The organism is Porphyromonas endodontalis ATCC 35406 (genome assembly GCF_000174815.1).
Taxonomy (GTDB): Bacteria; Bacteroidota; Bacteroidia; order Bacteroidales; family Porphyromonadaceae; genus Porphyromonas; species Porphyromonas endodontalis.
In genome coordinates this window covers 35,672-62,488 of sequence record NZ_ACNN01000018.1, presented here as the reverse complement: position 1 = coordinate 62,488, position 26,817 = coordinate 35,672, and the positions used below count along the sequence as shown (strand labels likewise).

Annotated in this window: 18 protein-coding genes, 3 tRNA genes and 1 pseudogene; 14 read left to right on the top strand and 8 right to left on the bottom strand. The window is 47.8% G+C overall.

Annotation, left to right across the window (positions count from 1 at the left end; all coding sequences use genetic code 11):
• Positions 1-238: 238 nt before the first annotated feature.
• The 8 genes and pseudogenes from POREN0001_RS04310 to POREN0001_RS09675 form a co-directional block, all read right to left on the bottom strand.
• Positions 239-322 (bottom strand) — tRNA-Leu (locus tag POREN0001_RS04310).
• 122 nt (positions 323-444) lie between these two features.
• Positions 445-517, bottom strand: a tRNA-Gly gene (locus POREN0001_RS04305).
• A gap of 49 nt (positions 518-566) precedes the next feature.
• A tRNA-Tyr gene (locus POREN0001_RS04300) sits at positions 567-649 on the bottom strand.
• Between the two features lie 52 nt (positions 650-701).
• Positions 702-1,202 (bottom strand): 6,7-dimethyl-8-ribityllumazine synthase, encoded by a 501-nt coding sequence (ribH, locus tag POREN0001_RS04295; protein WP_004333392.1) that lies wholly within the window; start codon positions 1,200-1,202, stop codon positions 702-704.
• A 155-nt stretch (positions 1,203-1,357) separates the two neighbouring features.
• Positions 1,358-2,038, bottom strand: coding sequence for a tetratricopeptide repeat protein (locus tag POREN0001_RS04290; RefSeq protein ID WP_004333386.1), 681 nt, complete (start codon positions 2,036-2,038; stop codon positions 1,358-1,360).
• A 257-nt stretch (positions 2,039-2,295) separates the two neighbouring features.
• Complete coding sequence (locus POREN0001_RS04285) at positions 2,296-4,650, bottom strand: peptidase associated/transthyretin-like domain-containing protein (protein ID WP_004333397.1); 2,355 nt, start codon at positions 4,648-4,650, stop codon at positions 2,296-2,298.
• Between the two features lie 75 nt (positions 4,651-4,725).
• Positions 4,726-5,025 carry a DUF3784 domain-containing protein gene (locus POREN0001_RS04280; RefSeq protein WP_004333378.1) on the bottom strand — a complete coding sequence of 100 codons (300 nt, stop codon included), beginning with the start codon at positions 5,023-5,025 and terminating at the stop codon, positions 4,726-4,728.
• A gap of 61 nt (positions 5,026-5,086) precedes the next feature.
• Positions 5,087-5,437: pseudogene (locus tag POREN0001_RS09675) on the bottom strand (helix-turn-helix domain-containing protein); the annotation flags it as partial.
• Positions 5,438-5,781: 344 nt separating this feature from the next.
• Between POREN0001_RS09675 and POREN0001_RS04270 the strand changes: the two are divergent.
• The 14 genes from POREN0001_RS04270 to POREN0001_RS04205 all read left to right on the top strand — a co-directional run bounded on the left by POREN0001_RS04270 (position 5,782) and on the right by POREN0001_RS04205 (position 26,776).
• A complete protein-coding gene (locus POREN0001_RS04270; protein WP_004333422.1) occupies positions 5,782-6,177 on the top strand; it encodes a T9SS type A sorting domain-containing protein in 396 nt (131 codons plus the stop codon).
• A gap of 144 nt (positions 6,178-6,321) precedes the next feature.
• Positions 6,322-7,254, top strand: coding sequence for a dimethylarginine dimethylaminohydrolase family protein (locus POREN0001_RS04265; protein ID WP_004333411.1), 933 nt, complete (start codon positions 6,322-6,324; stop codon positions 7,252-7,254).
• Positions 7,255-7,285: 31 nt separating this feature from the next.
• Positions 7,286-8,677, top strand: coding sequence for a DNA repair protein RadA (gene radA / locus POREN0001_RS04260; protein WP_004333395.1), 1,392 nt, complete (start codon positions 7,286-7,288; stop codon positions 8,675-8,677).
• 4 nt (positions 8,678-8,681) lie between these two features.
• The gene (locus POREN0001_RS04255) at positions 8,682-9,554 is read left to right on the top strand and encodes a 5'-nucleotidase, lipoprotein e(P4) family (protein WP_083797836.1); all 873 of its coding nucleotides are present in this window, start codon (positions 8,682-8,684) and stop codon (positions 9,552-9,554) included.
• Positions 9,555-9,605: 51 nt separating this feature from the next.
• Positions 9,606-12,305, top strand: a complete 2,700-nt coding sequence (locus POREN0001_RS04250; RefSeq protein WP_004333377.1) for a DNA gyrase/topoisomerase IV subunit A — start codon at positions 9,606-9,608, stop codon at positions 12,303-12,305.
• A gap of 21 nt (positions 12,306-12,326) precedes the next feature.
• Entirely contained in the window at positions 12,327-13,196 is an 870-nt protein-coding gene (locus POREN0001_RS04245) for a hypothetical protein (RefSeq protein WP_004333453.1), read from the top strand.
• Between the two features lie 29 nt (positions 13,197-13,225).
• Complete coding sequence (locus tag POREN0001_RS04240; RefSeq protein WP_040580711.1) at positions 13,226-14,287, top strand: S41 family peptidase; 1,062 nt, start codon at positions 13,226-13,228, stop codon at positions 14,285-14,287.
• 25 nt (positions 14,288-14,312) lie between these two features.
• Complete coding sequence (locus POREN0001_RS04235; protein ID WP_004333414.1) at positions 14,313-16,256, top strand: NAD(+) synthase; 1,944 nt, start codon at positions 14,313-14,315, stop codon at positions 16,254-16,256.
• 436 nt (positions 16,257-16,692) lie between these two features.
• A complete protein-coding gene (gyrB, locus tag POREN0001_RS04230) occupies positions 16,693-18,654 on the top strand; it encodes a DNA topoisomerase (ATP-hydrolyzing) subunit B (protein WP_004333436.1) in 1,962 nt (653 codons plus the stop codon).
• The gene (locus POREN0001_RS04225; protein ID WP_169307829.1) at positions 18,635-20,434 is read left to right on the top strand and encodes a membrane dipeptidase; all 1,800 of its coding nucleotides are present in this window, start codon (positions 18,635-18,637) and stop codon (positions 20,432-20,434) included. The genes gyrB and POREN0001_RS04225 overlap by 20 nt, the downstream gene beginning before the upstream one ends.
• A gap of 74 nt (positions 20,435-20,508) precedes the next feature.
• On the top strand, positions 20,509-22,551 hold the full coding sequence (ftsH, locus tag POREN0001_RS04220; protein WP_004333404.1) for an ATP-dependent zinc metalloprotease FtsH: 2,043 nt from the start codon (positions 20,509-20,511) through the stop codon (positions 22,549-22,551).
• Between the two features lie 111 nt (positions 22,552-22,662).
• Positions 22,663-23,586, top strand: coding sequence for a phosphatidate cytidylyltransferase (locus POREN0001_RS09025; protein ID WP_004333409.1), 924 nt, complete (start codon positions 22,663-22,665; stop codon positions 23,584-23,586).
• The gene (locus tag POREN0001_RS04210; RefSeq protein WP_004333425.1) at positions 23,587-25,458 is read left to right on the top strand and encodes an ABC transporter ATP-binding protein; all 1,872 of its coding nucleotides are present in this window, start codon (positions 23,587-23,589) and stop codon (positions 25,456-25,458) included. It begins immediately after the preceding gene.
• Positions 25,459-25,480: 22 nt separating this feature from the next.
• Positions 25,481-26,776, top strand: coding sequence for a 3-phosphoshikimate 1-carboxyvinyltransferase (locus tag POREN0001_RS04205; protein WP_004333420.1), 1,296 nt, complete (start codon positions 25,481-25,483; stop codon positions 26,774-26,776).
• Positions 26,777-26,817: the final 41 nt, after the last annotated feature.

Sequence of the window (26,817 nt, the reverse complement as noted above, 5' to 3'; positions counted from 1 at the left end):
AGTTTATGGGCTCTAGTATAAAGCCTAAGGGAGGGGAGAGGGTATAGAAAGGGAGGGGGAGGTGTCTATTCCTATTGCGATTCTCTTTCTCTCTTAGGAGGGGGGCTCGATGGAAAGGGTAGGAGGGGAGATCGAGTACAGATGTGGAAATAAAAAAAGATACCCTTTTGTATCCTTATGTGCTCTAGATCTGAAAAGCGGATCCCTTTCCTGCCAAATTTGGCTAGTGGGGTTAGGGTGCCCGAAGCGGGACTTGAACCCGCACAGCTGCAATAGCTAAGGGATTTTAAGTCCCTCGTGTCTACCATTCCACCATCCGGGCGACCTTATAGGCGCACAGAGCCACCCAAGTAAGAGAGCAGAATAAGTTACTCTCTTTTACAATAAATCCTCCAAAGGATTGTATAAATCATATGAATCCATTACAATCCTTGTGGAGGATAGAGCGGAAGACGGGGCTCAAACCCGCGACCCTCAGCTTGGAAGGCTGATGCTCTATCGACTGAGCTACTTCCGCATTTCCTTCTAGTCCTAAACAAATGCTAGGGAGAAGTGTATTCTGTGCGTGGGCAGTGATGGATTCGAACCACCGAAGGCGTAAGCCAGCTGAGTTACAGTCAGCCCCATTTGGCCACTCTGGTAACTGCCCTAATTGCACTCAAGATCGCTCTCCGAACTTGAACCGAGTGCAAAGGTACAAACTATTGATTAATCTCGCAAGAGAAATCAATCATTTTTAGTGCCGTCAGTGCAGCTTCTGTACCCTTATTGCCTAATTTTCCACCGGCACGATCTAGAGCTTGTTGCTTATTTTCGGTAGTTACAAGGCCGAAAATAACTGGTGCTGAGGCATTTCTATTGAGGGAGGTAATACCATAGCTCACGCCATCACAAATACAATCGTAATGCGAAGTTTCTCCTCTAATTACGCAACCTAAGATGATAACAGCATCGTATAGTGTCTCTGCTTGGAGGAAGGAGGCAGCTGCATAGGTAAGCTCGAAGGCTCCTGGTACGTAAGCCACTTTGATGTTTTCTGTGGGTACCCCGGAGGCTTCTAATGCTGCTAAGGCTCCGTCACGTAGGGCAAAAGTGATGTCGTTGTTCCACTCGGCTACGGCTATGGCAATATGCACTTCTTTGGAGGAGCAACTACGCAATTGGTAGTGAGTCTCCGCGTGGTTTTGTTCGAGACTTGTCATAGGGTCTTGATGGGTTTTACTATTGTAATGGTTTTACAAATAGAGAGGGGAGTGTACCTTTGGAGGGTGATATTTTCTCACGACTCTCTCTGGGTACCTCCCCTTTTTTTATCTAAGTTTGGCATAATCTATCTAGATGTATGCCCTTTATTTTATTACTTGCCGGCAAGAGCTTTAACGCGTACAATATCTGCTTCTGCTTGATCTACCTCAGAAGCTGTGTAGTACTTGTCTACAATTTTTTCGTAGGCTGCAATAGCGTTGTCGTACTTCTTTTGTACTTCGTACACACGAGCGGCCTTTTGTAGACAGCCGGGAGATACCACATCATTATCGGCAAGAGATGCCGCTTTTTCGAAGTAGGTTACGGCTTCATCCAATTTGTCTAGCTCAACCATGCAGTCGCCCATGAGGCGTACAACGGAAGGAGCTACCATCTTGTCTTTGGCATCGAATTTCTTGAGTTCATCCAAAGCTTCTTGGTATTTCCCAAGATCGTAGTAGGCAATGCCTGCATAGAGATGACTAAGGTTGGCAGCAGCAGTACCGGAGTATTCATCGATAATCCGGAGGACGCCTTCTTCACTCACGCCGTTTACTTTGAGTACAGCACTATCTGCACCCATAATAAATTGCTCCTCGCTGCGGAACAACTCAGCCGACGCCTTAGCTGCACGAGGCTTACTTACATACTGTATGTAGGCCCATATACCAAAAGCCACAACAATAACTCCTAATACGCCATACATAATGGGCTTGGAGTAACGCTCTGCAAACTGTTCGCCACGCGAGATAACTTCTCCGGCAGTCGTCTCTTTTTCTTTTTTCGATTCCATGTTATAAGTTCAAATACCTATCTGACATTTTATTTTGGGGCAAAAGTAGCAATTTCTCTACAAACATGAAACTTTAATGTGTGCCGTTAAGGTGTCTGAATACCCTACCAACGAGCAATTATCACGGAAAAATAACATGAGAGCAGTGGATTTACTACCTCCACAATAGGGGCGTTTGATGAATTATACTCCAAGAATTCCCCCGAGGATGAGGCTTCTATAGCTAGACTTCTTCTGAGAAAAGATGTTATTTGGCTCTAAATTGCCCCACGATCGCTGTCTTCGTTCTCTAGGAAGCGTTCACCCCTAAAGCTCTTCCCAACGGAGAAATAGTAGGTGAGAGACAGGCTTACTTTCCAACGATTGTCTCGAAGCATAACTTTGGTTTTTTCCTGAAGGTCTAGGAATGGATGGTTAAACGTCTGATCAGATTCGGGTACGAATAGATTCTCAACAGCGAGGCGGAGATTCCAAGGTCCCTTACTCCAAAAGCCCGACAAGGAAGAATTCCATCCCGTAGAGGAGATGAAGTAACTATACAGTCGCCGGTGGGGGAGATCTAGATCGCCTTGTATTCCCCAGTTGTTGTGCTGATAGGTTACGCTAACCCCTGCGGGGATAGAAAATAGAGAGACCTCTCGCGTCTGGGTCAGTTGGTAGTGTTGGTAACGAGGTTGCGCGTATAATCGGATGATCAACAGCTCACTACCCAATGGCTTGATACCAATGTTTGTTTTGAAGGTGACGTATTGAGAATAGAGCGCATTGCTCCGTTGCTGTATGATTGCTGTCTTTCCGTTTACTTCGGTTCGTTCAAAACTAACTACCCAATCCCTATCTGTGTAGTTGTATGCAAGGGTGTTGGATAGTTCTATATAGGGGTGACTCCATGAGTGATAGAGGCGTGTTGTACCTGCGTAACAGTTCTCTAATTTTGGATTGTTGCGCACAAAGAGCCCCTCTCTGACCTGACGCATAGCTTCGGTAGTCTCTCCGAGTTCGGGGATTTGGTTGGCTGTTTCTACTTCCCATCTAAGGCGGTGGTTTTTGGGTAGCTGGTAGCCAACTAAGAGACGTGGGTTGAAGCTCCAACGCATCTGTGCTTTGTTTAATCCCTTGTGTGCCGATACATAGTGCAGGCTTAGGGCCGGAGAGACTCGATAGAAGAATTTACCCCATCTCCCCTCCCACGAGAGATACGTGCGGTCTCTCCACTGATCTTGTTGGTCTTGCGTTTGTCCTGTGCTGATCCCATTGAGATGAAAGAGGGCGTGAGAATACATGAAATGAGCTCCTACATAGAGCCATCCTCCTTCTAGGGGATGGGCATATTCGACTTGAGCTATGAGTGAATTTTTAGAAGTCTTGCCCTCTAGATGCTCCTCCAGAGAGGATTTTTGAGTTACGGCTAGGCTCTCTATTAGGTTGTATTCTGTGCTCGTTTGGTTGTGTGTATAGACGAGGTTGGAGAAGAGACGACTGCCTGCACTGCTCAGCGTGCGGTCGTAATAAATATCCACTACGGGAGTGAAGACTAGTCCTCCGTTTGTTATGTTACCTAGGCGACGTTGTTGTTCGTTGCCGATTTGTACGAGGACATCGTAGGATTGTGGGTTGCTACTTTTTTCTAGTGAAGAGGAAAAGGATAGTTCCAAATGCCGTTTATTCGGTTGGCTAAAGGCATAGCTTACTTTGAGCATATGGGAGTTGAGCCTTGTGTGAGTCGTCCCAACGGATTCGTATAGATGCCTCTCGGTAGTCGTGTACTCGGATGTTTGCTCCTCCTGCTTCCCTAAGTTCGTATGACGAACGAAGTTGTTTGTAAATAATTTGAATTGATGTGCTCCTGAGTTGTAGTTGTAGTACAGACGAGCAACAGCGTCGGTGGCAAAGGGTGCTACTGAGGCTTCTACGCCAGCATGGTGTCCGTTATCCAGAGGTTTAGTGATTACATCGAGTACGCTCCCTCGGGTGTTGTACCGCTCGGGGGCTGTATCAAAGTAATCTATCCGAATAATCTTGCCGGGAGGTATAGAGCGTAACTCTTCGTTGGTTGCGTAATGTCCATTGACGAGGATGAGCGGAGTGGCTTCTCCTGTTGCAGAAGCGATTCGCCCTGTGCGTGCCTCTGCCTTGATTTGAGGTAGTGTCAGGGCAAGGTCAAGACTGCTCTTAGCTTGCTTGATTTGCTCTCGGTTGAAGTGATAGCTTTTGCGGTCGATGCCCATTTTTTGCTTGGCTGTGACAACTACCTCCTGTAGTTGTGCTGCCGGTGCAGTTGTCTCTAAATGGAAGTCATACCGCCCTGTCCCCTGGATATTTTCTCCCTCAATCTCTGCGGTCGTTGCATTGTAACCAACGTATCGCACCTCAAGGAGATATTGCTTTGCAAAGGGAGGATTTAGATTGATGTGGTAGTATCCTCTCTTATCTGTATAGGTGACAAGTGTTGGATGCGAGGTGATAGAGTCCGAGTGAAGTGCTACAAGAGCCATCTCGGCAGGCTCTTCCTGATCTATATAAACGAATCCCTCTATTGCCCTTTCTTGTGCGAAAGTAAGTTTCAAAGAGAAGAGTAGAAGGCTAAGCAGAAGTAGGCTGATTTTTTTCATTATTCTGGCCTATAATTTTCGGGAAATTACCCTATTGAGGAAAATAAATTAGGCACGAAGCTTGGGTTTACAGGGCTATTTTTTCTGCATACGATTGCTGTTTGTTGCTACAAGAAAGACAACTAGGAATACAAGAATAAAGCACACATAAGAGATATCTACCCACTTAGCCCCCTCGGGCAGAAGACCAAAGAGCATCGTAACTATTCCCCATATTGCCAACCCTCCTGCGGCATATGTTTTGAGGCGTTTCTCATCAATCTTTGCACGCTCTTTCTTAGACATGGTATTATAGCCGGCAAGTAGCATAGGGAAGCGGTATATAACTGGGGATAATATTAGCACAATCAAACCTAGGATAAAGAATGTATTCATAATGCTTGTCCTCTTTTGTCTTTTTGCGAAGGTACATTATTTTTACGAATAAAATTGTCTAATAACAAAAATGTGCAGTTTTGCTCACAATGGGAATTCCCTCCAATCGAAAGCGTCCTACAATTTGCTCGGGCGACCATTGTTGCTGCCGGATAATTTGTTCGACATCGTGTCGCATCTTCGAGTTGAATTTGCGCGGATAATAGCGCCATTCCTTGCGTTCCGAGGCATATATCTCCGCCTGCCGAAAGGAATATCTTCCGCGAGGGGTTTGATTCCTTCGGATCTCTCTAGAGACAGTACTAGTGGCCACTCCAATGGCTCCTGCCATGAAAGAATAGGACTTACTTTACTTCAGAAGTCGATCAATTGTGTATCTTTGCTCTCGGCTCAAGTGGTTGTATTTTTTCATATTCAACGCAAATATAAACTTTTTGAGTCCAACCACCCTGGGGCTAGCCCCGGGGTGGTTTTTGTTTATCTAAGCGTTGCACTTACAACTGGAAAATACAAGAAAAAGCAAGTAGGGGTAGAGCCTATGAGTGGATGTTTTTGTCCGTGATTTTTGAAGAATAGAAGGGCTGGATTTGGAAAGATCTCAGGTAGAAACAAATCTGTTTTTAGCCTCTACTTTTCTTTTTACTAGCTGGAGATTGCTGTATTACTTCCGCTTATGGGATTGAAGAGACTCCTCAAATGTGGTGGAGTGTGTGAGGAAAATTGTATATTTGCAAGAGATATAGTAAATGCAGAAGTATGAGCAAACAGACTACTCCATCTTTTTGTAGAACGTTGATTGGCTGCCTATTTGCGGCTTTTACTTTGGTTGCATCCTCTCAAATGATGGCTGCTGCCGACTTGTCGGAGCCTATTGCCCAAGAGCAAAAACTAGTCGTGGATTTTGATGCTCCGGACGATGACTTTGCATTGGTACGTGCCTTTAGCACTTCGTCTGATCTTGTGATAGAGCTGCCGACTCCCAATGTACAGCTAGTAACTATTTACGATATAACGGGTCGAGTATGGTACAAGGCCTCCCCACAAGGTGAGGGGGTACTGCGTATTGGTCATGACCAGCTCCCTTCGGGCTTACTACTTGTAGAGGTTATCAGCAAGGAGGGGCATCGCAAGACCTTTAAGGTGAAGTTGTAAGATACTCCTATTGCGGAGCGTAATAAACTCACCTAGAGCCTAGGGTGGTATCCTACCTATTTCTCCTCGGTGAGGTGCGGATGGGGTCTACTCTAGAGGTACATACACCCGCCAAATAATTACGGCTACATATTTGTAAACAATATGGATATGACAGCACAACTGACCCCACACGCGGCCAACGAAACTGCTACATTGCGTACAGTGGTACTTGGGTTGCCGGATTCTCCCGGAGCTACTCCCTCTCTTGAGGAGGCCTATGATGCAACAAGTTATCGCAGTGTGGAGTTGGGTATTTATCCCCAAGAAAAAGACATAAAAAGGGAGATGGATGCATTACTCTCCGTTTTGGAGAGGTATCAAGTGGAGGTACTTCGCCCTACGTTCATCCCCAACTACAACCAAATATTTGCGCGAGACGTTGCCTTTACCATAGAGGACCGTTTCTTTGTTGCCAATATGATAGAGGATCGGATGCGAGAGGTAGAGGCTTTTCGTTCCATCTTCGATCGCATTGCTCCCGGGCACTTGGTAGAGATGCTAGAGGAGGTACACGCTGAGGGCGGAGATGTACTTTTGTACAATGATTATCTATTCATCGGAACCTGTGGGGAGGATGAATTTGATCGATATAAGACAGCACGTACGAATCGTGCCGGTATAGAGTTTTTCAAAAAGCAATTCCCTAATAAAAAGGTCGTCCCGTTGCATTTGAGAAAACACGACACAGACCCAACTCAATCTATTCTGCACCTCGATTGCACTTTTCAACCGGTTGCCGAAGGGAAAGCCGTAGTTTATCCCGGAGGCTTTGTGCGAGAGGAAGAGTACCAACTTATCGAGCGCATTTTTGGTCGTGAGAATCTTTTTGTTGTAACTCAAGAGGAGGCTATGAGTCTTTCGACGAATCTGTTTTCTCTTTCTCCTCGGGCTATTATTTCGGAAGAACGCTTTGAGCGTTTGAATCATCACTTGGCAACCGAATGGAATATGGTGGTAGAGGCGATTCCCTATCACGAAATTTCTAAGGAGGGAGGGCTGCTGAGGTGTTCTACTTGTCCCATTGTTCGTGATTAAATAGCTCTAGATCCTATCCCTCTCGAGAGCTATGGCTGTACGCGTCAAGGTTTCATTTGTTTGTAGTGAATGCGGAGCTTCTTACCCCAAGTGGCAAGGGCAGTGTACAGTTTGTAAGGAGTGGAATACGCTAAAAGAAGAGGTCGAGCGTCCCTCTTTGCCTAAGGGAGGGAGCGTAGTGGAGCGTATTACGGGGTATAAACCATCCGTTGCGCGACCTCTGCATAGCATAGAAGCCTCCGAAGAGGCTCGCTGGGATCTGTTGGATGGCGAGTTCAATCGCGTATTGGGCGGGGGGCTGGTTCGAGGTTCTTTTACTCTACTAGGGGGAGAACCCGGCATTGGTAAGTCTACCTTGCTCTTGCAGACGATGCTTCGGCTCCAGACCCTTCGTATCCTCTATGTCTCCGGGGAAGAGAGTGAGCAGCAGCTCAAAATGCGCGCAGACCGCCTCAGCCGCGAAAAGAGTAACTGCTTGATTTACTGTTCGACTTCCATAGAGGAAATTTTGGCAACAGCTCAAGAAGTACATCCGGATTTACTCGTTATTGACTCCATTCAGACGGTGGCAACGTCATCGTCGGAGAGTAGCCCCGGTACGCCATCTCAGATCAAAGAGTGCGCAAATCTCCTCCTCCAGTATGCCAAGACACAGGGCGTCTCGATTATTGTTGTTGGGCATATCACAAAGGATGGTTCTATTGCAGGCCCAAAAGTTTTAGAGCATACCGTAGATACCGTATTGCAGTTTGAGGGAGACAAGCACTTCCTCTATAGGATACTGCGAGCCAGCAAGAATCGTTTTGGTAGTACCCACGAAATAGGAATTTACGAGATGCGCAACGAGGGGCTTATGGCCGTGGAGAATCCTTCGGAACATCTAGTCTCAAAAGATATGGAGGCTCTTAGCGGAAGAGCCGTGGCTGTTGCTTTGGAGGGAGCCCGCCCCCTACTTATAGAAACTCAAGCTCTCGTCAGCAGTGCCATCTATGCCAATCCGCAGCGGAGTGCTACAGGATTCGACCTCAGGCGGCTCAATATGTTGCTTGCGGTACTGGAGAAGCGCGCCGGATTCAAGCTCATTAAGCAAGATGTCTTCTTAAATATCGCAGGAGGTATACGCATCAATGACCCGGCTGTAGACCTGGCTGTATTGTCCGCCGTGCTTTCTTCGGGATTGGATCGAGCCATACCCTCTACTTTTTGCATCGCAGGAGAGGTGGGGCTATCTGGGGAGATTCGAGCCGTTCAGCGTATCGAACAACGCATCGCGGAGGCAGAGCGTATAGGATTCAAGGATATTATTATTCCGAGAAGCAATGACTCCTATCGTCTACATCCTCCCGGGAGAGCGATTCGTATTCACCTTTGCAGTGGAGTGGAGGAGGCTTTTCGTATTCTATTTTCATCAACTAATCAATAGCAGTATGCGTCGTCATATTTCTCTATTTTCACTCACTGTACTTTCTCTCTTGCTCTGTGGTTGCATCGTTTCTAATGTCTCAAGGCATTGTGAGCCTACCACACAAGGTGCCGTCATGATAGGAGGTAAGCTCTACACTTCTGCATGGATTCAGCACTCGGCAGAGTACAAAGCGCTTTGCCAGCAAGCCTATAATATTGCAACGGATCGGGTACTCGAAGCAACTCGTTCGCCTCTAGCTCCCGGGGCTAAGCCTTGGGCCGTTGTTACAGATATTGACGAAACCATTTTAGATAACACTCCCAATGCTGTGCATCTAGCTCTTCGAGGAAAAGAGTTTACGTCCGAATCTTGGAATAAATGGTGCGAGTTGGCCGAGGCCGATACCCTAATGGGAGCTTTGGATTTCTTTTGTTTGGCTCAGGATCGAGGTGTGGAGATTTTTTATGTCTCCAATAGAGATCCCGAGAGTAGGGTTGCAACCCTTGCTAATCTACAGAAGTTTGGGTTCCCTCAAGCCGATGAAGAGCATCTTCTCTTGCGTGAGCAGACGTCCGATAAGAGCTCTCGCCGTGAAAAAATCCTCTCTAAATACAATATTTTACTCCTCTTGGGGGACAATTTAGGAGACTTCGATCATATTTTTGATCGCTTGAATGCTAAAGATCGAAGGGAGGCTGTCCAAAAATTCAAGAGCGAGTTTGGCAAGAAATTTATCGTATTGCCCAATCCTAATTATGGTACTTGGGAGCGAGTCCTCTTGCATGAAGCCTCCTCGAATGCGGAGAAAGAGCATCTTTTGATGCATCAACAACACCTCCTGATGCACCAAGAACACCTTTTGATTCATTCCCTACACTCCCAAAGCGGAGAGTAATTCTTTAGTCATACCCTTTGGTAATTCTATACAAAGACCTTTTGCAAACAGATGAGCGACTCCTTAGAAGATCTAGAGAACTCCTCCCAATCTCACGAAGTGAGTTTGTCTGAGAATAACGATTCTACACCCCCTCAAGAGGGAAGTGAGGTTACTCGCCCCCAGCCTACTGATGTGGTGCGATTGCATTCGTTGCCACAGATGTATCGGACTTGGTTTTTAGACTATGCTTCGTATGTGATCCTAGAGCGTGCTGTACCTCATATTGAGGACGGACTCAAGCCCGTACAGCGTCGTATCTTGTATGCTATGCAGCTCTTTGAGAATGGGCATCTTCACAAAGTGGCGAAGATCGTGGGACAAACTATGGCGTTTCATCCCCACGGAGATGCTTCGATCAACGATGCTCTCGTGCAATTGGGGCAGAAGGGATTTTTGATAGATACCCAAGGAAACTGGGGGAATACACTCACAGGTGACGAAGCTGCTGCAGGACGATACATCGAGGCCAAGCTATCATCCTTAGCCTTAGAGGTTCTTTTTGATTCTAAACTCACGGAATGGAAGCGCACGTACGATGGTACTGCGGATGAGCCGGTAGCCCTCCCTGTTCGCTTCCCTCTCCTCTTGGCGCAAGGGGCTGAGGGTATTGCCGTCGGGCTTTCTTCAAGGATCTATCCTCACAATCCCAAAGAGCTACTCGAAGCTGCCATTGCTTACCTCCGAGGAGAAAGCTTTGAGTTGTACCCGGACTTCCCTACGGGCGGTCTTCTCGACGTGGATAAGTACAACGATGGTCACCGAGGTGGAGCCTTGAAGTGCAGAGCCAAGATTGAGAAAATAGACGATCGTGTCCTCAGCATTACGGAGCTTCCCTTTGGGAAAACAACCACTTCTCTTATCGAGTCTATCCTAAAGGCAAATGAAAAGGGGAAGATAAAGATCAAGCATATTGATGATATGACCGCAGCAACAGCAGATATTCGTATTCAGCTACCTGCAGGCGTATCTACTGACAAAACAATAGATGGACTTTATGCTTTTACCGATTGCGAAGTAGGGCTTTCGCCCAATGCCTGTGTAATCAAGGAGGGGACCCCTGTATTTTTGGGCGTCTCGGATCTCCTCAAATATAGTGCCGATAGAACAAAGGAACTACTTGTCGCTCAGCTCAATTATCGCCTAGGCGAGGTGCAAGATGCCCTTGTAACGGCTAGCTTAGAGCGTATTTTCATCGAGAATCGTATCTATAAGGACAAGCCTTTTGAAGAAGCAGCTTGTGAAGCTGATGCCCTAGATCATGTGCGTAAGCGCATCGAAGCCATGGAAGATCTTGTCTTTGTGCGTCCTATTACAGAGGCTGATCTTAAGCGTCTTCTCGAGATCAAGATGGCTCGAATACTGCGTTTTAATATCGAAAAACACGAGGAGCGTATTGCTCAATTGATGCGCGATGCGCGAACGATAGAGAAGCATCTAGCTCATAGTACTCAATACACCATCGATTACTACACTCGCCTCCTCAAGGAGTTTGGAGCAGGCTGGACGAGAAAAACCACCATAGCTCGTTTTGGTACGATTGAGGCGACCAAGGTAATAGAAGCCACAGAAAAACTTTACTTCGATAGAGAGGGTGGGTTTGCAGGAACAGGTCTCAAGAATGCCGAATTTGTGGCTGAGTGCTCCCTGCTCGATGAGATGATTGTTATCTTCAGGAATGGTACATATCGGATCTCGAAGATAGAGGAAAAGAAGTTCATCGGAAGGGGAGAGGTACTCTACATTAATCGCTTCCGTCGCAACGATAACCGCACTATCTATAATATAATTTATCGCCAGGGAAAGAGAGGTCCTTGGTTGATAAAACGATGCAGCATCACCGGGATTAGCCGAGACAAAGACTATAATCTTATCAGTGATGAGGAAGGTTCTCGTATTACTTACTTCTCTGCCAACCCTAACGGAGAGGCAGAAACCGTGCGGATTGCCCTCAAACCGCAACCTCGAATGCGTGTGCTGACCTTCGAAAAGAGCTTTAGTGAGGTGCCCATCCGTGGGCGAGGCGCAAAAGGAAATCTAGTGACTCGTGCAGAAGTACAGCGCATTACGCTAAAGCAACGAGGGGCATCTACTCTTGGGGGGCGCAAGATTTGGTTCGACCGAGACGTGATGCGGATAAATTACAATGGGCAGGGCGAGTTTATCGGCGAGTTCGAAGCCGAAGACAGACTCCTTGTTTTTGCTAAAGACGGAAGTGTCTACACCACCGATTTTGGGGAGTCGAACCACTTCCCCGGAGGCACAACCCGAGTTGAGAAATTCGATGCCAATAAGGTGTGGTCTGTTGTGTATTTTGATAAAGAGCAGGACTATTACTATCTCAAACGCTGCCAGATAGAAGACTCAAAGAAGCCAATTTTACTCCAAGGGGAGGGCAATGATCTCGTTGCTTATAGTGATGTGCCCTATGCTCGGTTCGCTTTGATTTTTGGAGGGCGAGACGAGGATCGACCCAGTGAAGAGATTGAGGCTGTAGACTTTATCGGGGTAAAGAGCATCAGGGCTAAGGGCAAGCGTCTGACCACTAGAGAGGTGGCCAAAATAGAAGAATTGCCTCCTCTACGAGAGCCGGAACCTACTTCGGATACCTCATTAGAGAGCGATGAATACGATTTTTCTATGTCCCAAGAAGAGGAGATGGAGGAAGAGGGCTTGAAACAGACCTCTCTCTTCGACCACGAACTCGAATAATCACTTTGTTTTCTTCCCTAGATGAGACTTTGTTATATCACTGCCGTTTTGCTACTCCTTAGAGTACTATCTCTTCCCCTTTCTGTAGCTCAGGAGCAAGATAGCTCTGCACTGCCCATAAGCACTTATACGGCTATCACTGTCGGATTGGGGGGAATGTACAATACCGATCAGTTTTTGTCCCCTCTTCCCTATGGGGGGAGTGCTTATGAGATTGGGGTACATACAGAGACCCCTTTGGGTACTAAACCTTGTATGATCATGGTAGATGGTACTTTTGATTACTCTGTAACCCTCAATCCGGCGCGCAATGCCAGTATGACCTACTACCGAGCCGAAGTGCACCCTCAGCTGATGTACCTATGGCGTTTGCCTCTCGATATAAGATTCTCTTTGGGGCCTGGGCTTCGTTTGGGAGGAGGCGGAAGACTTCACTCTCGCAATGGCAATAATCCCGGATCCATAGACGCAAAAGGGGATCTTACGGTGAGTGCTCTTGTGGCATATCACTTGCCTAGTGAGCATTGGCCCATTGCCATACGGCTAGGAACTACCTGTGGATTGTTAGGCTTCGCCAATAGTATCGGCTATGGTCAGAGCTACTATGAACAAGAGTTTTTGGCTGGGGGTGTGATCAAATCTTTTTCCTTTACAGCTCCCCATAATACCTTTTATTGTACTTCCCAAATGCGTGTTGATATTCCTCTTTGGAATGTGTGTACATTGCAGTTGGGGTATCGTTTGCAGTACGATTACACCCATCTCAAAGGGTTAGAACGTAGGCATATTCAGCATATAGGCATGCTGGGATTCAGTTTTGAGACCCTATCTTTTGTGGGTAGGAAGGCTGCCCGAGGGGCTTCTCATCGTCCATTCCTTTTTGGTAATTGATGCTAACTTTTATTCCCTTTCTTCGGTATATGAAACGAGTTCTGAGTTTTTTCTTTCTCTCTCTACTAGCTCTTAGCTGTACTACCAAGGGGCATTATACCTCCTCACCCATAGCCAATTATAGAGCTCTTTGGGAGGTGCTTGATAAGGGGTATTGTTACTTCGACGAGAAGCTCCCGCAAGACTCTTCTTGGTATGATATGTATAATAAATATCTGCCTCTTATAGCTAACGATATGGGGCAAGACTCTCTGTTTGATGTGATGGGGATGCTCCTCTCTGAGCTAAAGGATGGGCATGTGAATATCATTGCGCCGTTCGATGTTAGTCGCTACTCACGTTGGCGCAGCGATTATCCTCCCCATCTAGATGCCTCCATTCGCAGTCGTTATTTGGGAGGATCCTACCGGATTGCAGGGGGGCTTTACTACACTCCCATATCTTATCTAGACCATGCAAAGGATAGCATTGGCTACATTGTCTACACTAGTTTCTCCAATTCTCTTTCGGAGTCGGGTATATCTTCTGCTTTTGCTCGCCTAGCGCGGTGTAAAGCCCTAATCATAGATATTAGGGGCAATGGGGGAGGATATGTTTCCTATTCCACACTTTTTTCTTCTCACTTTACGGATAAGCGTGTACTGACAGGCTATATGCGCCATAAGACCGGCCCCGGGCACAGAGAGTTTTCTGCCCCTGTCCCTGTCTATCTTGATACTCTAAAGATGGGGATAAAGTGGTTGCGCCCTGTCGTTGTCTTGACCAATAGGGGAGTGTATAGTGCTGCCAACGATTTTACCATGAATATGAAAAATCTACCACTGGTTACCATCATGGGGGATCAAACCGGCGGAGGTGGTGGGTTGCCTCGTAGTAGCGAGTTGCCTAATGGGTGGGCCGTGCGTTACTCGGCCTCTATGATGACCGATGCCGATGATCGGCAGGTAGAGCACGGTATTCTCCCTCACTACAAGGTGGCACTAACGCCCGAGGATGTGGCCGATGGGAAGGATACATTGATAGAAGAGGCGATTGCCTACCTCAATCGTACTACAAAGGAATACCGCTTGACGGGTGTATACAAGAAGTGATAATAACTAAGCAATAACAATAGATATGAAGCAAGGATATGTAAAGGTGGCAGCTGCCGTACCTTACGTTAAGGTGGCAGATTGTTACTACAACGTGGAGCGCATCAGCGAGATGGTGCATCAGGCGGATGCTCAAGGGGTGGAGATTGTCACCTTCCCCGAGTTGTCCGTTACGGGGTATACATGTGGGGACCTTTTTTTGCAACCTTTCCTCCTAGACGAGGCCAATGCAGCTCTTTGCCAATTGGTGCGAGACACGGCCGATACCCGTACGCTTGTAATTGTGGGGATGCCCGTGCGAGTGGAAGAAAAACTCTTCAATAGTGCCGTGGTTTTCCAGCAAGGTCATATCTTGGGTGCTATACCCAAGACCTATCTTCCCAACTATAGGGAGTTCCAGGAGAAGCGTTGGTTCTCCCCTAGTGATGTGCTCCAATATAAGACCGTAAGGATAGGCGAGCATACTGTACCCATAGGTCGTAATATCCTTTTCCGATCGGGGAGAGTGGGAATTGGTATTGAGATATGCGAGGATATGTGGACGCCTTACACCCCCGGGACTCGCCTCAGTCTCTATGGTGCACACATTATTTTCAACCTATCGGCAAGCAATGAGAATGCCGGTAAGCACAACTATTTGCGCTCCATTATCAGCGGATTGTCTTCCCAAGGGTTGTGTGGTTACGTCTATGTTTCGTGTGGATATGGAGAGAGCTCTACTGACCTCGTTTATACAGGCAAGGCATTCATTTCTGAGATCGGGAAGATTGTAAAGGAGATGAAACGCTTCGAGTATTGCGAGCGAATGATCGTGAGCGATATAGACGTATCTCACGTACAGACGGAGCGTCTTCTCAATAGTAGTTTCAAGTCGGCTGTCTCCCATTTTACACAAGAAGAGCTAACGGAAATTCCTTTCGCCCTCAGGAGCGAAGAAGAGTCCGCTCCCGTAGATCGTCCCATTGAGCGCAATCCCTTTATGCCCACTGGTGTAGACCCCGACGAGCGTTGCGAAGAGATGTTCCAAATACAAGTTTGTGGGTTGGTACAGAGGTTGCGTCACATGAAGGCAGAGCATGCTGTAATTGGGATCTCCGGAGGTCTTGATTCTACGTTGGCTCTACTTGTTACAGTAAGAGCTTTTGACATACTCGGATTACCCCATAGTAATATAATTGGGGTTACGATGCCCGGCTTTGGCACTTCGACCCGTACCCGAGAGAATGCGCACAAGATGATGAGGCATTTGGGTGTTACGCTGCAAGAAATTGATATTACGGAGGCATGTATGCAACACTTCGCTGCCATTGGGCATGACCCCGAAGTGCATGATACCACCTACGAAAATGTGCAGGCTCGCGAGCGTACCCAACTGCTAATGGATATCGCCAATCGCTACAATGCCCCTGTGATTGGTACGGGAGACCTCTCCGAGATTGCCCTCGGTTGGTGTACCTACAATGGGGATCATATGTCGATGTACTCGGTCAATGCAACCGTTGCCAAAACCTCTGTTGCGCTCATTATCGATTGGCATGCTCGAGTGCTTTCGCACGGAGATGAGGTGTTGAAAAAGACGCTTCTTGATGTGGTAGATACCCCCATTAGCCCCGAGTTGATACCGGGAGTTAATGGAGACGAGCCGCATCAGAAGACGCAGGAGGCAATTGGCCCCTACGAGTTGCACGACTTCTTTATCTACCACTTCCTCTTCAAGAAAAATCAGCCAAGTAAGATATTCTATCTTGCACGTGTAGCGTTTGAGGGCATCTATCCTCCCTCGGTGATTAAGCGTTATATGCTGCTTTTCTTCCGTCGCTTCTTTAGTCAGCAGTACAAACGTAATTGTATGCCCGATGGACCTAAGGTGGGAGCGGTAAGTCTCTCTCCTCGAGGGGAATGGCGTATGCCTAGCGATGCTGTTAGCTCGATGTGGATTAGAGAGATTGAGCAGCTCCCCGAGGATTAATCCTCCACACCCTATCACCCCGAGAGTAACTCGCCTTTTTGAGTTTGCTCTCGCCGAGTGGTGAGTTTACTCCGCAGCCTATTCTCAAAAGGGAAATAGGCTGCGGATTTTCTTTTTCTTGGGTAGTAAATTTTCTTTTTTCAGCCAGTTTCCCCCTCTGTTTCTGGCTAGATTCTTTAGCGTTTTAGGCCTGTTTTCTCCATGGAGCTTGAGGGGGATGGATATACTCCTCCTTTGGAGGTAGGGGATGTATTGAGTAGCTGTGGTGCCATGTTTTGTGGCGCGTAGAATAGGAGCGAATGCGGGATTTTTCACTTGTAATCATTTGCCAGAATAGTAATATTTCGCTATCTTTGTAGGGATATTGATGGGTGTGCCTATGCGTAAGAAATAGGGTATAGAGCACCTTTTTTGAAGAAGAAAGCAAGAGAGCACTATGAGCGACGAAAATAATAAGTCAACGGAGCAGCAAGAGTATTCTGCCGGTAGTATTCAGGTCCTTGAAGGGTTGGAGGCCGTGCGCAAACGCCCTGCCATGTACATTGGCGACATCAGTGAGAAAGGGTTGCATCACCTTGTTTATGAGGTGGTAGACAACTCCATTGACGAAGCTCTCGCAGGGTATTGTACGGATGTTAAGGTAACGATCCTTGAGGACAATTCGATCTCTGTAGAGGATAACGGCCGTGGTATCCCTGTGGATATCCATCCCAAAGAAGGACGTAGTGCCCTAGAGGTGGTAATGACCGTATTGCATGCCGGGGGTAAGTTTGACAAAGGTTCCTACAAGGTGTCGGGCGGTCTCCATGGAGTAGGGGTCTCTTGCGTAAATGCTCTATCTACGCATCTTAGAGCCGATGTTTACCGAGATGGTAAGCATTTTGTACAAGAGTTTTCTAAGGGCAAGCCGCTCTACTCTGTAAAAGAGGAGGGAGAAAGCGACCGCACAGGTACTACGGTTACCTTTACTCCGGATAATTCCATTTTTACGGTTTCTATCTATCAGTTTAAGATCTTAGCGCACCGCTTGCGAGAGTTGGCCTTCTTGAATGCCGGCCTTCGCCTTTCCCTTACCGATTTGCGAGAGCGTGATGAGGAAGGAAATCCCTTGACGGAGGTTTTCTATTCGGAGGATGGTCTCAAGGAGTTTGTGCGTTTCATTGATCAGAGTAAGGTCAATTTGCTAGACGATGTTATTCATATCAAGAATGACAAAGGAGAGGTGCCCATTGAGGTGGCAATGACCTATAACCAAGACTATCAGGAGAATGTATACTCCTATGTTAATGATATTAATACCATAGAGGGAGGGACACATCTAACCGGTTTCCGCCGTGCCCTCACTCGTACTCTCAAGCAATACGCTACAGATTCTAAGATGCTTGAGAAGGTAAAAGTAAACGTGGAGGGCGACGACTTTCGCGAGGGGCTTACGGCCGTAATCAGCATTAAGGTGGCAGAGCCTCAGTTTGAGGGACAAACAAAAACTAAGTTGGGCAATAGCGAGGTAATCGGTATTGTAGAGAGTGCTGTAAGCGAAGCTCTTGCTATCTACCTAGAGGAGCACCCTCAGCAGGCTAAGGCAATTGTTGATAAGGTAGTGCTTGCCGCTCAGGCTCGTCATGCCGCAGCGAATGCTCGTAAATTGGTGCTTCGCAAAAGCCCGCTAGCCGCAGGCGGTCTACCTGGTAAGCTCTCGGACTGTACAAGCAAAGACCCTGCCAAGTGTGAGATATTCCTAGTGGAAGGGGACTCGGCAGGTGGAACGGCAAAGCAAGGTCGTGACCGTATGTACCAAGCTATCCTACCCTTGCGAGGGAAGATCCTCAATGTGGAGAAAGCCATGCAGCATAAAGTACTCGATAGTCAAGAGATTCGCAATATATATACTGCTCTTGGGGTTACGATTGGTACAGAAGAGGATAGCAAAGCTCTCAACCTATCGAAACTTCGTTACCACAAGATCATTATTATGACCGACGCCGATGTGGACGGCAGTCATATCGCTACTTTGATCCTAACCTTCTTCTTTCGCAATATGCGCTCCCTCATAGATAATGGATATGTCTATTTGGCTACTCCTCCTCTTTACCTCTGTCGTAAGGGTAAGGAGCAGGCTTATTGCTGGACGGAGCAGCAGCGTAGGGCTTTTATTGATAAGTATGCCGATGGCAACGAGAGTCGCGTGCATGTACAGCGTTACAAAGGTCTTGGGGAGATGATGGAAGAGCAACTTTGGGAAACAACCATGAATCCCGACAATCGCATTCTAAAGCAGATCACCATAGAGAGTGCGGCGAGTGCAGACCGCACGTTCTCGATGCTCATGGGAGAGGATGTACCTCCTCGTCGAGAGTTTATCGAAGATAACGCTACCTATGCTCGCATCGACGCTTAGTTCATCTTCTTGGACTGACCTATCTCCTATGCTTCGCTCCTTGTACGAGACGGCTGATAGTAGTCCGTCTCTCAGGGAGCGAAAGCCTTTGATTGGGCTAACTTGTCACCATACGGAGGCAGGTAACTCTGTAAATGAAGCTTATTCTGAGGCTATATTGCAGGCAGGAGGGCTCCCCGTATTGCTGCCAACAGAGCATACAACAGAGCATGTGGGAGAGCTGCTCGACTCCTTAGATGGCTTATTGCTTACGGGGGGAGGCGATATTCACTCTCCCTTTATGGGAAGGGAACTCACGCGTGAGGTCGGATCAATAGATGTCTGGCGCGATCGTTTTGAGTTAGTTTTGATATTAGAGGCTTCACGTCGTAATATCCCTATTCTTGGGATCTGTCGAGGCTTACAAATATACAATGTAGCAATGGGGGGAACCCTAATCCAAGATATTGCTACAGAGTACCCCAAACCATCTATTGGGCATGATCCTAAGATGGATAAAGAGGTGGGGTGTCATACTATTCGCCTTGCAGAAGGGGACAACCCATTAGTGCAGGTCTTGGGTGTTGTACCCGGCGACGAGCTGATGGTGAATAGTCTGCACCATCAAGCTTTGGGCGAATTGGCCACAGGCTTGCGAGCTTTGGCTCACTCCTCGGATGGGATAGTAGAGGCTGCTACAGCCCTCCCTCACAAAAATTTCTTGGGGGTGCAGTGGCATCCTGAGCATCTTGTACGTCAGCCCGAGGGGGCGTGTATGCGTGGCCTATTCACTTACTTAGTGCAAGAAGCTCGCCTTTACGCTCAAGCCAAAGCACTCCACCAATCGACTATTGTGCTTGATTCGCACACCGATACACCCATGTTTTTTACCCCAGATACAGATCCATCGCATTGGGGAGATACCCTGGTTGATTTGCAAAAAATGAGGGTGGGTAAGGTGGCTTCTACGATTATGGCAGCCTATTTGCCTCAGGGAGAATGTACTGAGGAGGGGCATACGAGAGCACAGCAGTATGCGCTCCAAAAGCTCGAGGAAATACATAAGTATGGTTCGGCTCATCCCTCTTTGGCCAGAGTAGTTAGTTCTTTAGAAGAGATCACATCTTGCCATAAACAAGGGCTTGGCAGCCTAGTCCCCGCTATAGAGAATGGGTATGCGATAGGTCGAGACCTATCTATTATTCAGCGTTTTAGAGACTTAGGAGTTTGCTATATCACGCTGTGCCATAATGGAGATAACGAGATTTGCGACTCCGCACGGCATAGCGAGCACCGCCATCATGGGCTGAGTGTCTTTGGTCGAGAGGTGGTGCTAGAAATGAATCGTCTCGGTATTTTGGTGGATATTTCGCATGCAGCTCCCGAGACTGTGGCGGATGTCTTGGCACTATCTTCGCAGCCTATTATTGCAAGTCACTCATCGTGCTACGCCCTTTGCCCCCATCCTCGCAACCTTAGCGACGAGCATATCAAGGCAATTGCTGCGGCCGGTGGTGTAGTACAGGTCTGTCTCTATGCAGGGTTTATTGCAGAAAAAGAAGAGGAGGCAACGGTACAGAGAGCTGTCGATCACATTGAGCATATTATAGAGATTGCAGGAGTACAAGCCGTAGGTATAGGTTCCGATTTTGATGGAGACGGCAGACTTATAGGGTGCCAAGGAAGTCATGATCTAATCAACTTGACGCTTGAACTATTGCGCCGAGGGCATACAGAAGAAGAGTTACGTGCCATTTTGGGAGGCAACTTCCTCAGAGTGTTGGCGTCCGTAGGGCGTTAAACATATTGGCATGGTATTTGTTTTACTGAGTGAGTATGCTAGGTGCAACGAATAAAAACGAGAGATAACGAAAGATGGCAAAAGGAAATAATAAGCGCAAAATGGGGTTTAACCCCTTGTGGATATATCTCTTGGTAGCAATTTCGCTACTTGGGATTTTCTTTATGCGCTCATCCGATAGCAGCAAAGAATTGAGTTGGAATGAGTTCCAACGAGTTGCTAAAGAAGAAGTTTTTGAGAGTATTACGGTACATCGAGAAGGGAATAAAGTAGAGGCTGTTGTGAAGAAAGACAAACTGTCTCTAGTCTATACGAAGCAAGAACTCGTTGCTTTGCGGAAGTCCTATCTTCCCGGTTTCCAGCAAAACGATCGGTATATTGTATCAACCCAGATACCCTCTGTTGATAACTTTGCGGACTTCTATGAGAAGGCAGGGCTCAAGGCAGAGGTGAAATATGCAAGCCGAGGATTCAGTTTAACCTCCTTCCTTCTCAATTGGTTCCCGATGATTATCCTCATCGTCTTTTGGGTCGTGATCATGCGCAGAATGAATGCCGGAGGCAAAGGTGGCGCCGGTGGAGGTGGTATTTTCAACGTGGGTAAGGCAAAAGCCCAGCTCTACGATAAGACAAATATCGATGTAACCTTCAAAGATGTAGCTGGGCTACACGAGGCAAAGCAAGAGATCGAAGAGATTGTGCATTTCCTCAAAGACCCGAGTAAATACACAGCTCTAGGAGGTAAGATCCCTAAGGGTGCCCTTTTGGTTGGCCCCCCGGGAACCGGGAAAACTTTGCTCGCCAAAGCAGTGGCCGGAGAGGCGCACGTGCCCTTCTTCTCCATGTCGGGTTCCGACTTTGTGGAGATGTTTGTGGGAGTGGGGGCTAGCCGTGTGCGCGACCTCTTTGCTCAGGCTAAGAGCAAGGCTCCTTGTATTGTTTTTATCGACGAAATTGATGCCGTGGGGAGAGCTCGTGGGCGCAATACCAATATGGGCGGTAATGATGAACGGGAGAGCACGCTCAACCAATTACTTACCGAGATGGACGGGTTTGGTTCGAATAGTGGAGTGATTGTCTTGGCAGCTACCAACCGAGTAGATGTACTCGATAGCGCCTTGCTCCGTGCAGGACGCTTCGATAGACAAATCTCTGTAGACCTCCCCGATATAAACGACCGTAAGGAGATCTTCGCCGTCCACATGCGTAGTTTGCGATTAGACCGAGATTGTGATATAGAGCAATTGGCTCGCCAAACTCCGGGCTTCTCGGGTGCCGATATTGCCAATGTGTGCAACGAAGCCGCCCTTATTGCAGCGAGACACGAAAAGAGCGTCATCACAAAAGAAGACTTCATGAGCGCTGTCGATCGTATTATCGGTGGCTTAGAGAAAAAGAATCGTATTGTAACGGAAGAGGAGCGATTGAGTATTGCCATCCATGAGGCTGGTCATGCTACTATCAGCTGGCACCTCCAATATGGCAATCCTTTGGTCAAAGTTACCATTGTACCCCGAGGGAAAGCCCTTGGTGCAGCTTGGTATATGCCGGAGGAGAGACAGATTACACATACTCAAGTGTTGCTTGATGAGATTTGTAGTCTCTTGGGCGGACGTGCTGCCGAAGAGCTCTTTTTGGGACGCATCTCTACGGGTGCTGCCAACGACTTGGAGCGTGTAACACGTATCGCCTACGCCATGGTTGTGTACTATGGTATGAGCGAGAAACTACCGAATATAAACTATCATGAGCAGGGTGGGGATTACTCATTCCAGAAGCCATATAGTGATAATACAGCAGAAGTAATTGACCAAGAAGTCTCTCGCATCATTGCAGAGCAATACGAGAGAGCTAAGCAGTTGCTTCGAGAAAAAACAGAGGGGCATCATCGTCTCTATCAGCAGCTACTGGAGCGTGAGGTCATCTACACTGAGGATGTAGAAGCAATCTTTGGCAAACGCCTTTGGGCTTCTCGTTCGGACGAATTGTTGCTCGCTGCAAAATCCACAGAGTCTCCGTCTGAGGCCCCTGAGGGGGAGAAAGCAACCGAAGGTGGAGGTGAACATCCCTCCGAAGGAGAAGAAACAGACGCTGTTCCGCCTCCTTTTCATCCCTAATTAGCATCTCTAAAAAGTCGATAGTGAGTTCTTTTCAGCCTTGTTGGAGCTTACTATCGGCTTTGATTATGAATAAGTAAATATATCGTACCGCTCAATAGACCTCTATATATGGCTCTTGATAAGAAAAATCTCCTCATCCGATCCCTTTCCGGATTGGTCTATGTCGCTCTCATCGTCTCTTCCCTTTTGTGGGAGAATCCCCTGTTGCGCATCTTGCTCTTTTCCTTCTTTACAGGAGCAATGATTGTAGAGTACAATTTGCTGACTAAGGTCAATCGTCTCCATCCCTTCCGCACGACTTTGGATGTGATTGCCTCGGTATGTGCCGTACTTTCCCCCTATTGTTTTTTAGATTCTGACCTCTATCTTGTTGGGGTTGCTCTCATCTTCTTCTATCTTTTCTACATCTTCTACATAGTGGCTCGTACCATCTTTTCAGATTTGGAGAAGGGGGCAGTTCGTTCGATAGGGAATGTGTTAGTAGGGCAGCTGTATATAACGTTGCCCATGGTACTGACCTCCTTATTTAGTAACCTCATGGGAGGTACCGTGATTCTATTCCTTTTCGTTATCCTATGGGTGAATGATACAGGGGCGTATCTAGTGGGTTCTCTCTTCGGGAAGCACAAATTGTATCCTGCTGTTTCGCCCAAAAAGAGCGTTGAGGGGCTCGTCGGAGGTTTGGTGCTCTCTATCCTCGTAGGGGCTTTATTCGGGTATTTTTCTACGGGAATGGCCGATTGTTGTTTTGATAGTTTCGGCTTCTCACCCTTGAGTCGTACGGATATAATAGTAGGTGGAGGTGATCGCCTGATGGAAGCATTGTCAAAAGCCATATTTTCATTGCTTATTGTTGTGTTGGGTACCTTGGGAGATCTTTTTGAGTCCGTACTCAAGCGTCAGGCCAAAGTAAAGGATTCCGGCAACATCATTCCCGGGCATGGCGGAGTACTAGATCGCCTAGATAGTTATCTCTTTGCTAGCTATATTCTCCTTTTCTTCTCTCTCTCGTCTCTGTTTGTGCTGTTCTAAATGGTATCTTATCGCTCCGTAATCCGACGATATGTAGCTCCCTATAAGGGGTATTTGGGGGGGAGTATCTCTGCAAATGTACTAGCAACGTTACTCAATCTCCTTACTTTTTCGCTCATCATGCCCATTCTTCGTATCCTGTTTGGGATGGAGGAGGGTGAGCATACGTATCAGCCCTTGAGCGAGATTTCTTTTGAGGGCTTCTCTACCATCTCTGCATGGGGTAATGCCCTAATGAATAACTTCAGTTACTATGTAGAGCAACTGATTTACCAGTACGGAGCGAGTACTACACTACTTATTTTATGCCTCTATTTGGTGGGGATGACCCTTGCCAAGGTAGGGGTTAATTATTTGGGACTTTGGTTGTTGGTCCCTGTGCGTACGGGGGTCGTACGTGACTTGCGTAATCTTCTTAACGACAAGATAACCGCTTTCCCCATGTCTTTTATGAGCGATGAACATAAGGGGGATATACTTGCTCGCATATCGGGGGATGTAACGGATGTTGAGTCTACGATTGTGGACTCTCTAGAAATGATCATCAAGAATCCGATACTTCTCTTGATCTACATATTGGCTCTATTCTTACTCAGCTGGCAGCTTACTTTGTTTGTTATAGTTGTACTGCCTCCCGCAGGGTATATTATGGGGCTTATTGGTAAGAAGCTCAAGCGTCAGAGCTTGGAGAGTCAGAATCGCTGGGGGGCCCTTATGTCTCAAGTAGAGGAGACGCTCGGGGGCCTTCGCATTGTCAAGGCTTTTGGTGCCGAGGAGAAGATTCGCACTCGATTTAGGACTTCTAACGAGGAATATAGGAGGCTTGTCTCGAGTGTTTACCGCCGTCAGCAATTGGCACACCCCGTGAGTGAATTCTTGGGAACCGCCACTATTGCCATCATTTTGTGGTATGGAGGAAGCCTCATTTTGGGTGGAAGCAGTATTATCTCTGCCCCCGTTTTCATATACTACCTTATTGTCTTTTACAACATCATTAACCCGGCTAAAGATTTTAGCAAGGCTGTTTATTCTGTACAGAAAGGACTTGCCTCCATGGAGCGTATTGAGCGTATCTTGGAGGTGGACAACCCAATAAAAGACCCCAAAGAGCCTAAGGAACTCCGCTTTGAGAGGGAGATTCGCTTTGAGAATGTCTCTTTCGGGTACGATGCTCGTACGCGAGTGCTCTCCAATCTCAATCTGACCATTAAGAAAGGGCAGACGGTTGCTTTGGTGGGAAGCTCGGGATCGGGGAAAAGTACGTTGGTTGATTTGATCCCTCGCTTTTGGGATGTCACGGAGGGGTGTATCTCCATAGATGGTACCGACCTTCGGGAGGTTGCTGTGCGCGATTTACGTGCACTTATTGGCAACGTTAATCAGGAGCCTATTCTCTTTAACGACACTATTTATAACAACATAGCGTTTGCCCCTCTCAGCGTGACGCAGGAGGAGGTGGAGCATGCAGCCACTATTGCCAATGCACACGGCTTTATCTCTCGTCTCCCCGAGGGCTATCAAACCAACATTGGAGATCGAGGGAATAAACTTAGTGGGGGCGAACGCCAGCGCCTCAGCATTGCTCGCGCCATACTCAAAAACCCTCCAATTCTTATTTTAGACGAGGCAACATCTGCTCTAGACAACGAAAGCGAGCGGCTTGTGCAGGACGCCATCGAACATCTTTTGCGCGACCGTACCACAATCGTAATCGCACACAGACTCTCTACTATTGTGGATGCTGATGTTATCTGTGTGCTAGACCACGGTACTATTGTGGAGCAAGGCTCCCATGCCGACTTGCTGGCTCTCAATGGAGCCTACGCCAAACTGTACAGACTACAGGTGGCGCGTGAGGAGCTAATTCCCTAGCTTATTCTTTCTTTTTCAGACGATGATGGAACAGCTCAGGCACCTCCCCATAGCTAAGAGTAATGCTAATCGTTTGCTGGTCATGGCCTATCTCGCAGGGGAATTCCCTCGCGTTCGGGAGACTCTCCTTTCACAAGGGGATTGGGAAGACTGTCCGGACGATGTGCGTATTATGTGTCGCGTGCTCCAAGAGATGGGGGCGACGTCGGGGGCAGAGACTTCATCAGATACTCCCTTTACCCTTCTTGATGTGGGAGCTGCCGGTACGGTACTTCGCTTTGTAACGGCGTTGGCTGCTGTGGGGACCGAGAGGCCTTTGCAGATAACAGGAACAACGCGCCTAAAGAACCGTCCTCTACGCCCTTTGCTGGACGAGCTCAAGGCTTTGGGTGCGGACATTCGAGGGGAGTGGAGCGAGGAGAATGCCCACGATCCCCTTACTATATATCCTCCGTCCCGACCATTACGTGGGGGGACGCTTTCGAGTACATTCGATAGGCAGAGTAGTCAGTTTATCAGTGCTTTGTTGATGATTGCCCCCTACTTTTCCGCTCCCTTTACCATCCCCGAGCTCCCGAGGCGAGGCAATAGTTACCCTTATATAGACTTGACTCTCGCTATGATGAGAGAAGCCGGGGCGGATTGGAGCTATACAGAAACAGGGGTTGTGGTAAAGCCCGGAGGCTACAGTGGCGATAGGTTGCTAGAGATGGCTCGCGTTCCGGAGATGGATTGGAGTGCCGCGTCGTACGCTTTCGGCTGGAGTGCTGTGGCACATCGTCCTGTTTTCTTACCTTCTCTTCGGGCGTCCGATAGGCAGGGGGACAAGGCTATCGTTGGCTTTATGCGCCCTTTGGGAGTTGAGGCTCGGTTCCTAGAGGGGGGAGGCGTAGAGCTTATCCCTACCGATGTGCCCCGTTTGGCGTGTTACACTCCGGAGGGGCTTAACGAGGTGCCGGATCTTGTCCCCACACTGGTGGTGACGGCTCTCATGCGCCGGCAGCCTTTTCTGATGAAAGGGGTAGCCTCTTTGCGTCTTAAGGAGAGCGATCGTCTTCGGCAGCTTGTGGAGACAGCGGCCCTCTTCGGATTTCGTTTACATGAGAGCGACGACGCGTTGGCTTGGGATGGTACATTCTCTCCTGTGGAGGCGCAGCGTACTATCCTCGTGGATACGGCGGAGGACCATCGGATGGCTATGGCGTGGTCCATTGCGAGCATCCTTTACCCCCAAGTGCAGTACACGGATGCTTCGGTCGTATCGAAGAGCTACCCGGGCTTTTGGCGAGAGTCCATCTTCGCAGCCCTTCCGCATTGACTTCGGACTTATCTCCTAGAGAGATAGAAAAGGCCCCCGAT

What these genes read in the sequence shown, in the direction of transcription:
- ribH (WP_004333392.1), bottom strand. Translation starts at nt 1,202, where the DNA reads ATGACAAGTCTCGAACAAAACCACGCGGAGACTCACTACCAATTGCGT.
- POREN0001_RS04290 (WP_004333386.1), bottom strand. Translation starts at nt 2,038, where the DNA reads ATGGAATCGAAAAAAGAAAAAGAGACGACTGCCGGAGAAGTTATCTCG.
- POREN0001_RS04285 (WP_004333397.1), bottom strand. Translation starts at nt 4,650, where the DNA reads ATGAAAAAAATCAGCCTACTTCTGCTTAGCCTTCTACTCTTCTCTTTG.
- POREN0001_RS04280 (WP_004333378.1), bottom strand. Translation starts at nt 5,025, where the DNA reads ATGAATACATTCTTTATCCTAGGTTTGATTGTGCTAATATTATCCCCA.
- POREN0001_RS04270 (WP_004333422.1), top strand. Translation starts at nt 5,782, where the DNA reads ATGAGCAAACAGACTACTCCATCTTTTTGTAGAACGTTGATTGGCTGC.
- POREN0001_RS04265 (WP_004333411.1), top strand. Translation starts at nt 6,322, where the DNA reads ATGGATATGACAGCACAACTGACCCCACACGCGGCCAACGAAACTGCT.
- radA (WP_004333395.1), top strand. Translation starts at nt 7,286, where the DNA reads ATGGCTGTACGCGTCAAGGTTTCATTTGTTTGTAGTGAATGCGGAGCT.
- POREN0001_RS04255 (WP_083797836.1), top strand. Translation starts at nt 8,682, where the DNA reads ATGCGTCGTCATATTTCTCTATTTTCACTCACTGTACTTTCTCTCTTG.
- POREN0001_RS04250 (WP_004333377.1), top strand. Translation starts at nt 9,606, where the DNA reads ATGAGCGACTCCTTAGAAGATCTAGAGAACTCCTCCCAATCTCACGAA.
- POREN0001_RS04245 (WP_004333453.1), top strand. Translation starts at nt 12,327, where the DNA reads ATGAGACTTTGTTATATCACTGCCGTTTTGCTACTCCTTAGAGTACTA.
- POREN0001_RS04240 (WP_040580711.1), top strand. Translation starts at nt 13,226, where the DNA reads ATGAAACGAGTTCTGAGTTTTTTCTTTCTCTCTCTACTAGCTCTTAGC.
- POREN0001_RS04235 (WP_004333414.1), top strand. Translation starts at nt 14,313, where the DNA reads ATGAAGCAAGGATATGTAAAGGTGGCAGCTGCCGTACCTTACGTTAAG.
- gyrB (WP_004333436.1), top strand. Translation starts at nt 16,693, where the DNA reads ATGAGCGACGAAAATAATAAGTCAACGGAGCAGCAAGAGTATTCTGCC.
- POREN0001_RS04225 (WP_169307829.1), top strand. Translation starts at nt 18,635, where the DNA reads ATGCTCGCATCGACGCTTAGTTCATCTTCTTGGACTGACCTATCTCCT.
- ftsH (WP_004333404.1), top strand. Translation starts at nt 20,509, where the DNA reads ATGGCAAAAGGAAATAATAAGCGCAAAATGGGGTTTAACCCCTTGTGG.
- POREN0001_RS09025 (WP_004333409.1), top strand. Translation starts at nt 22,663, where the DNA reads ATGGCTCTTGATAAGAAAAATCTCCTCATCCGATCCCTTTCCGGATTG.
- POREN0001_RS04210 (WP_004333425.1), top strand. Translation starts at nt 23,587, where the DNA reads ATGGTATCTTATCGCTCCGTAATCCGACGATATGTAGCTCCCTATAAG.
- POREN0001_RS04205 (WP_004333420.1), top strand. Translation starts at nt 25,481, where the DNA reads ATGATGGAACAGCTCAGGCACCTCCCCATAGCTAAGAGTAATGCTAAT.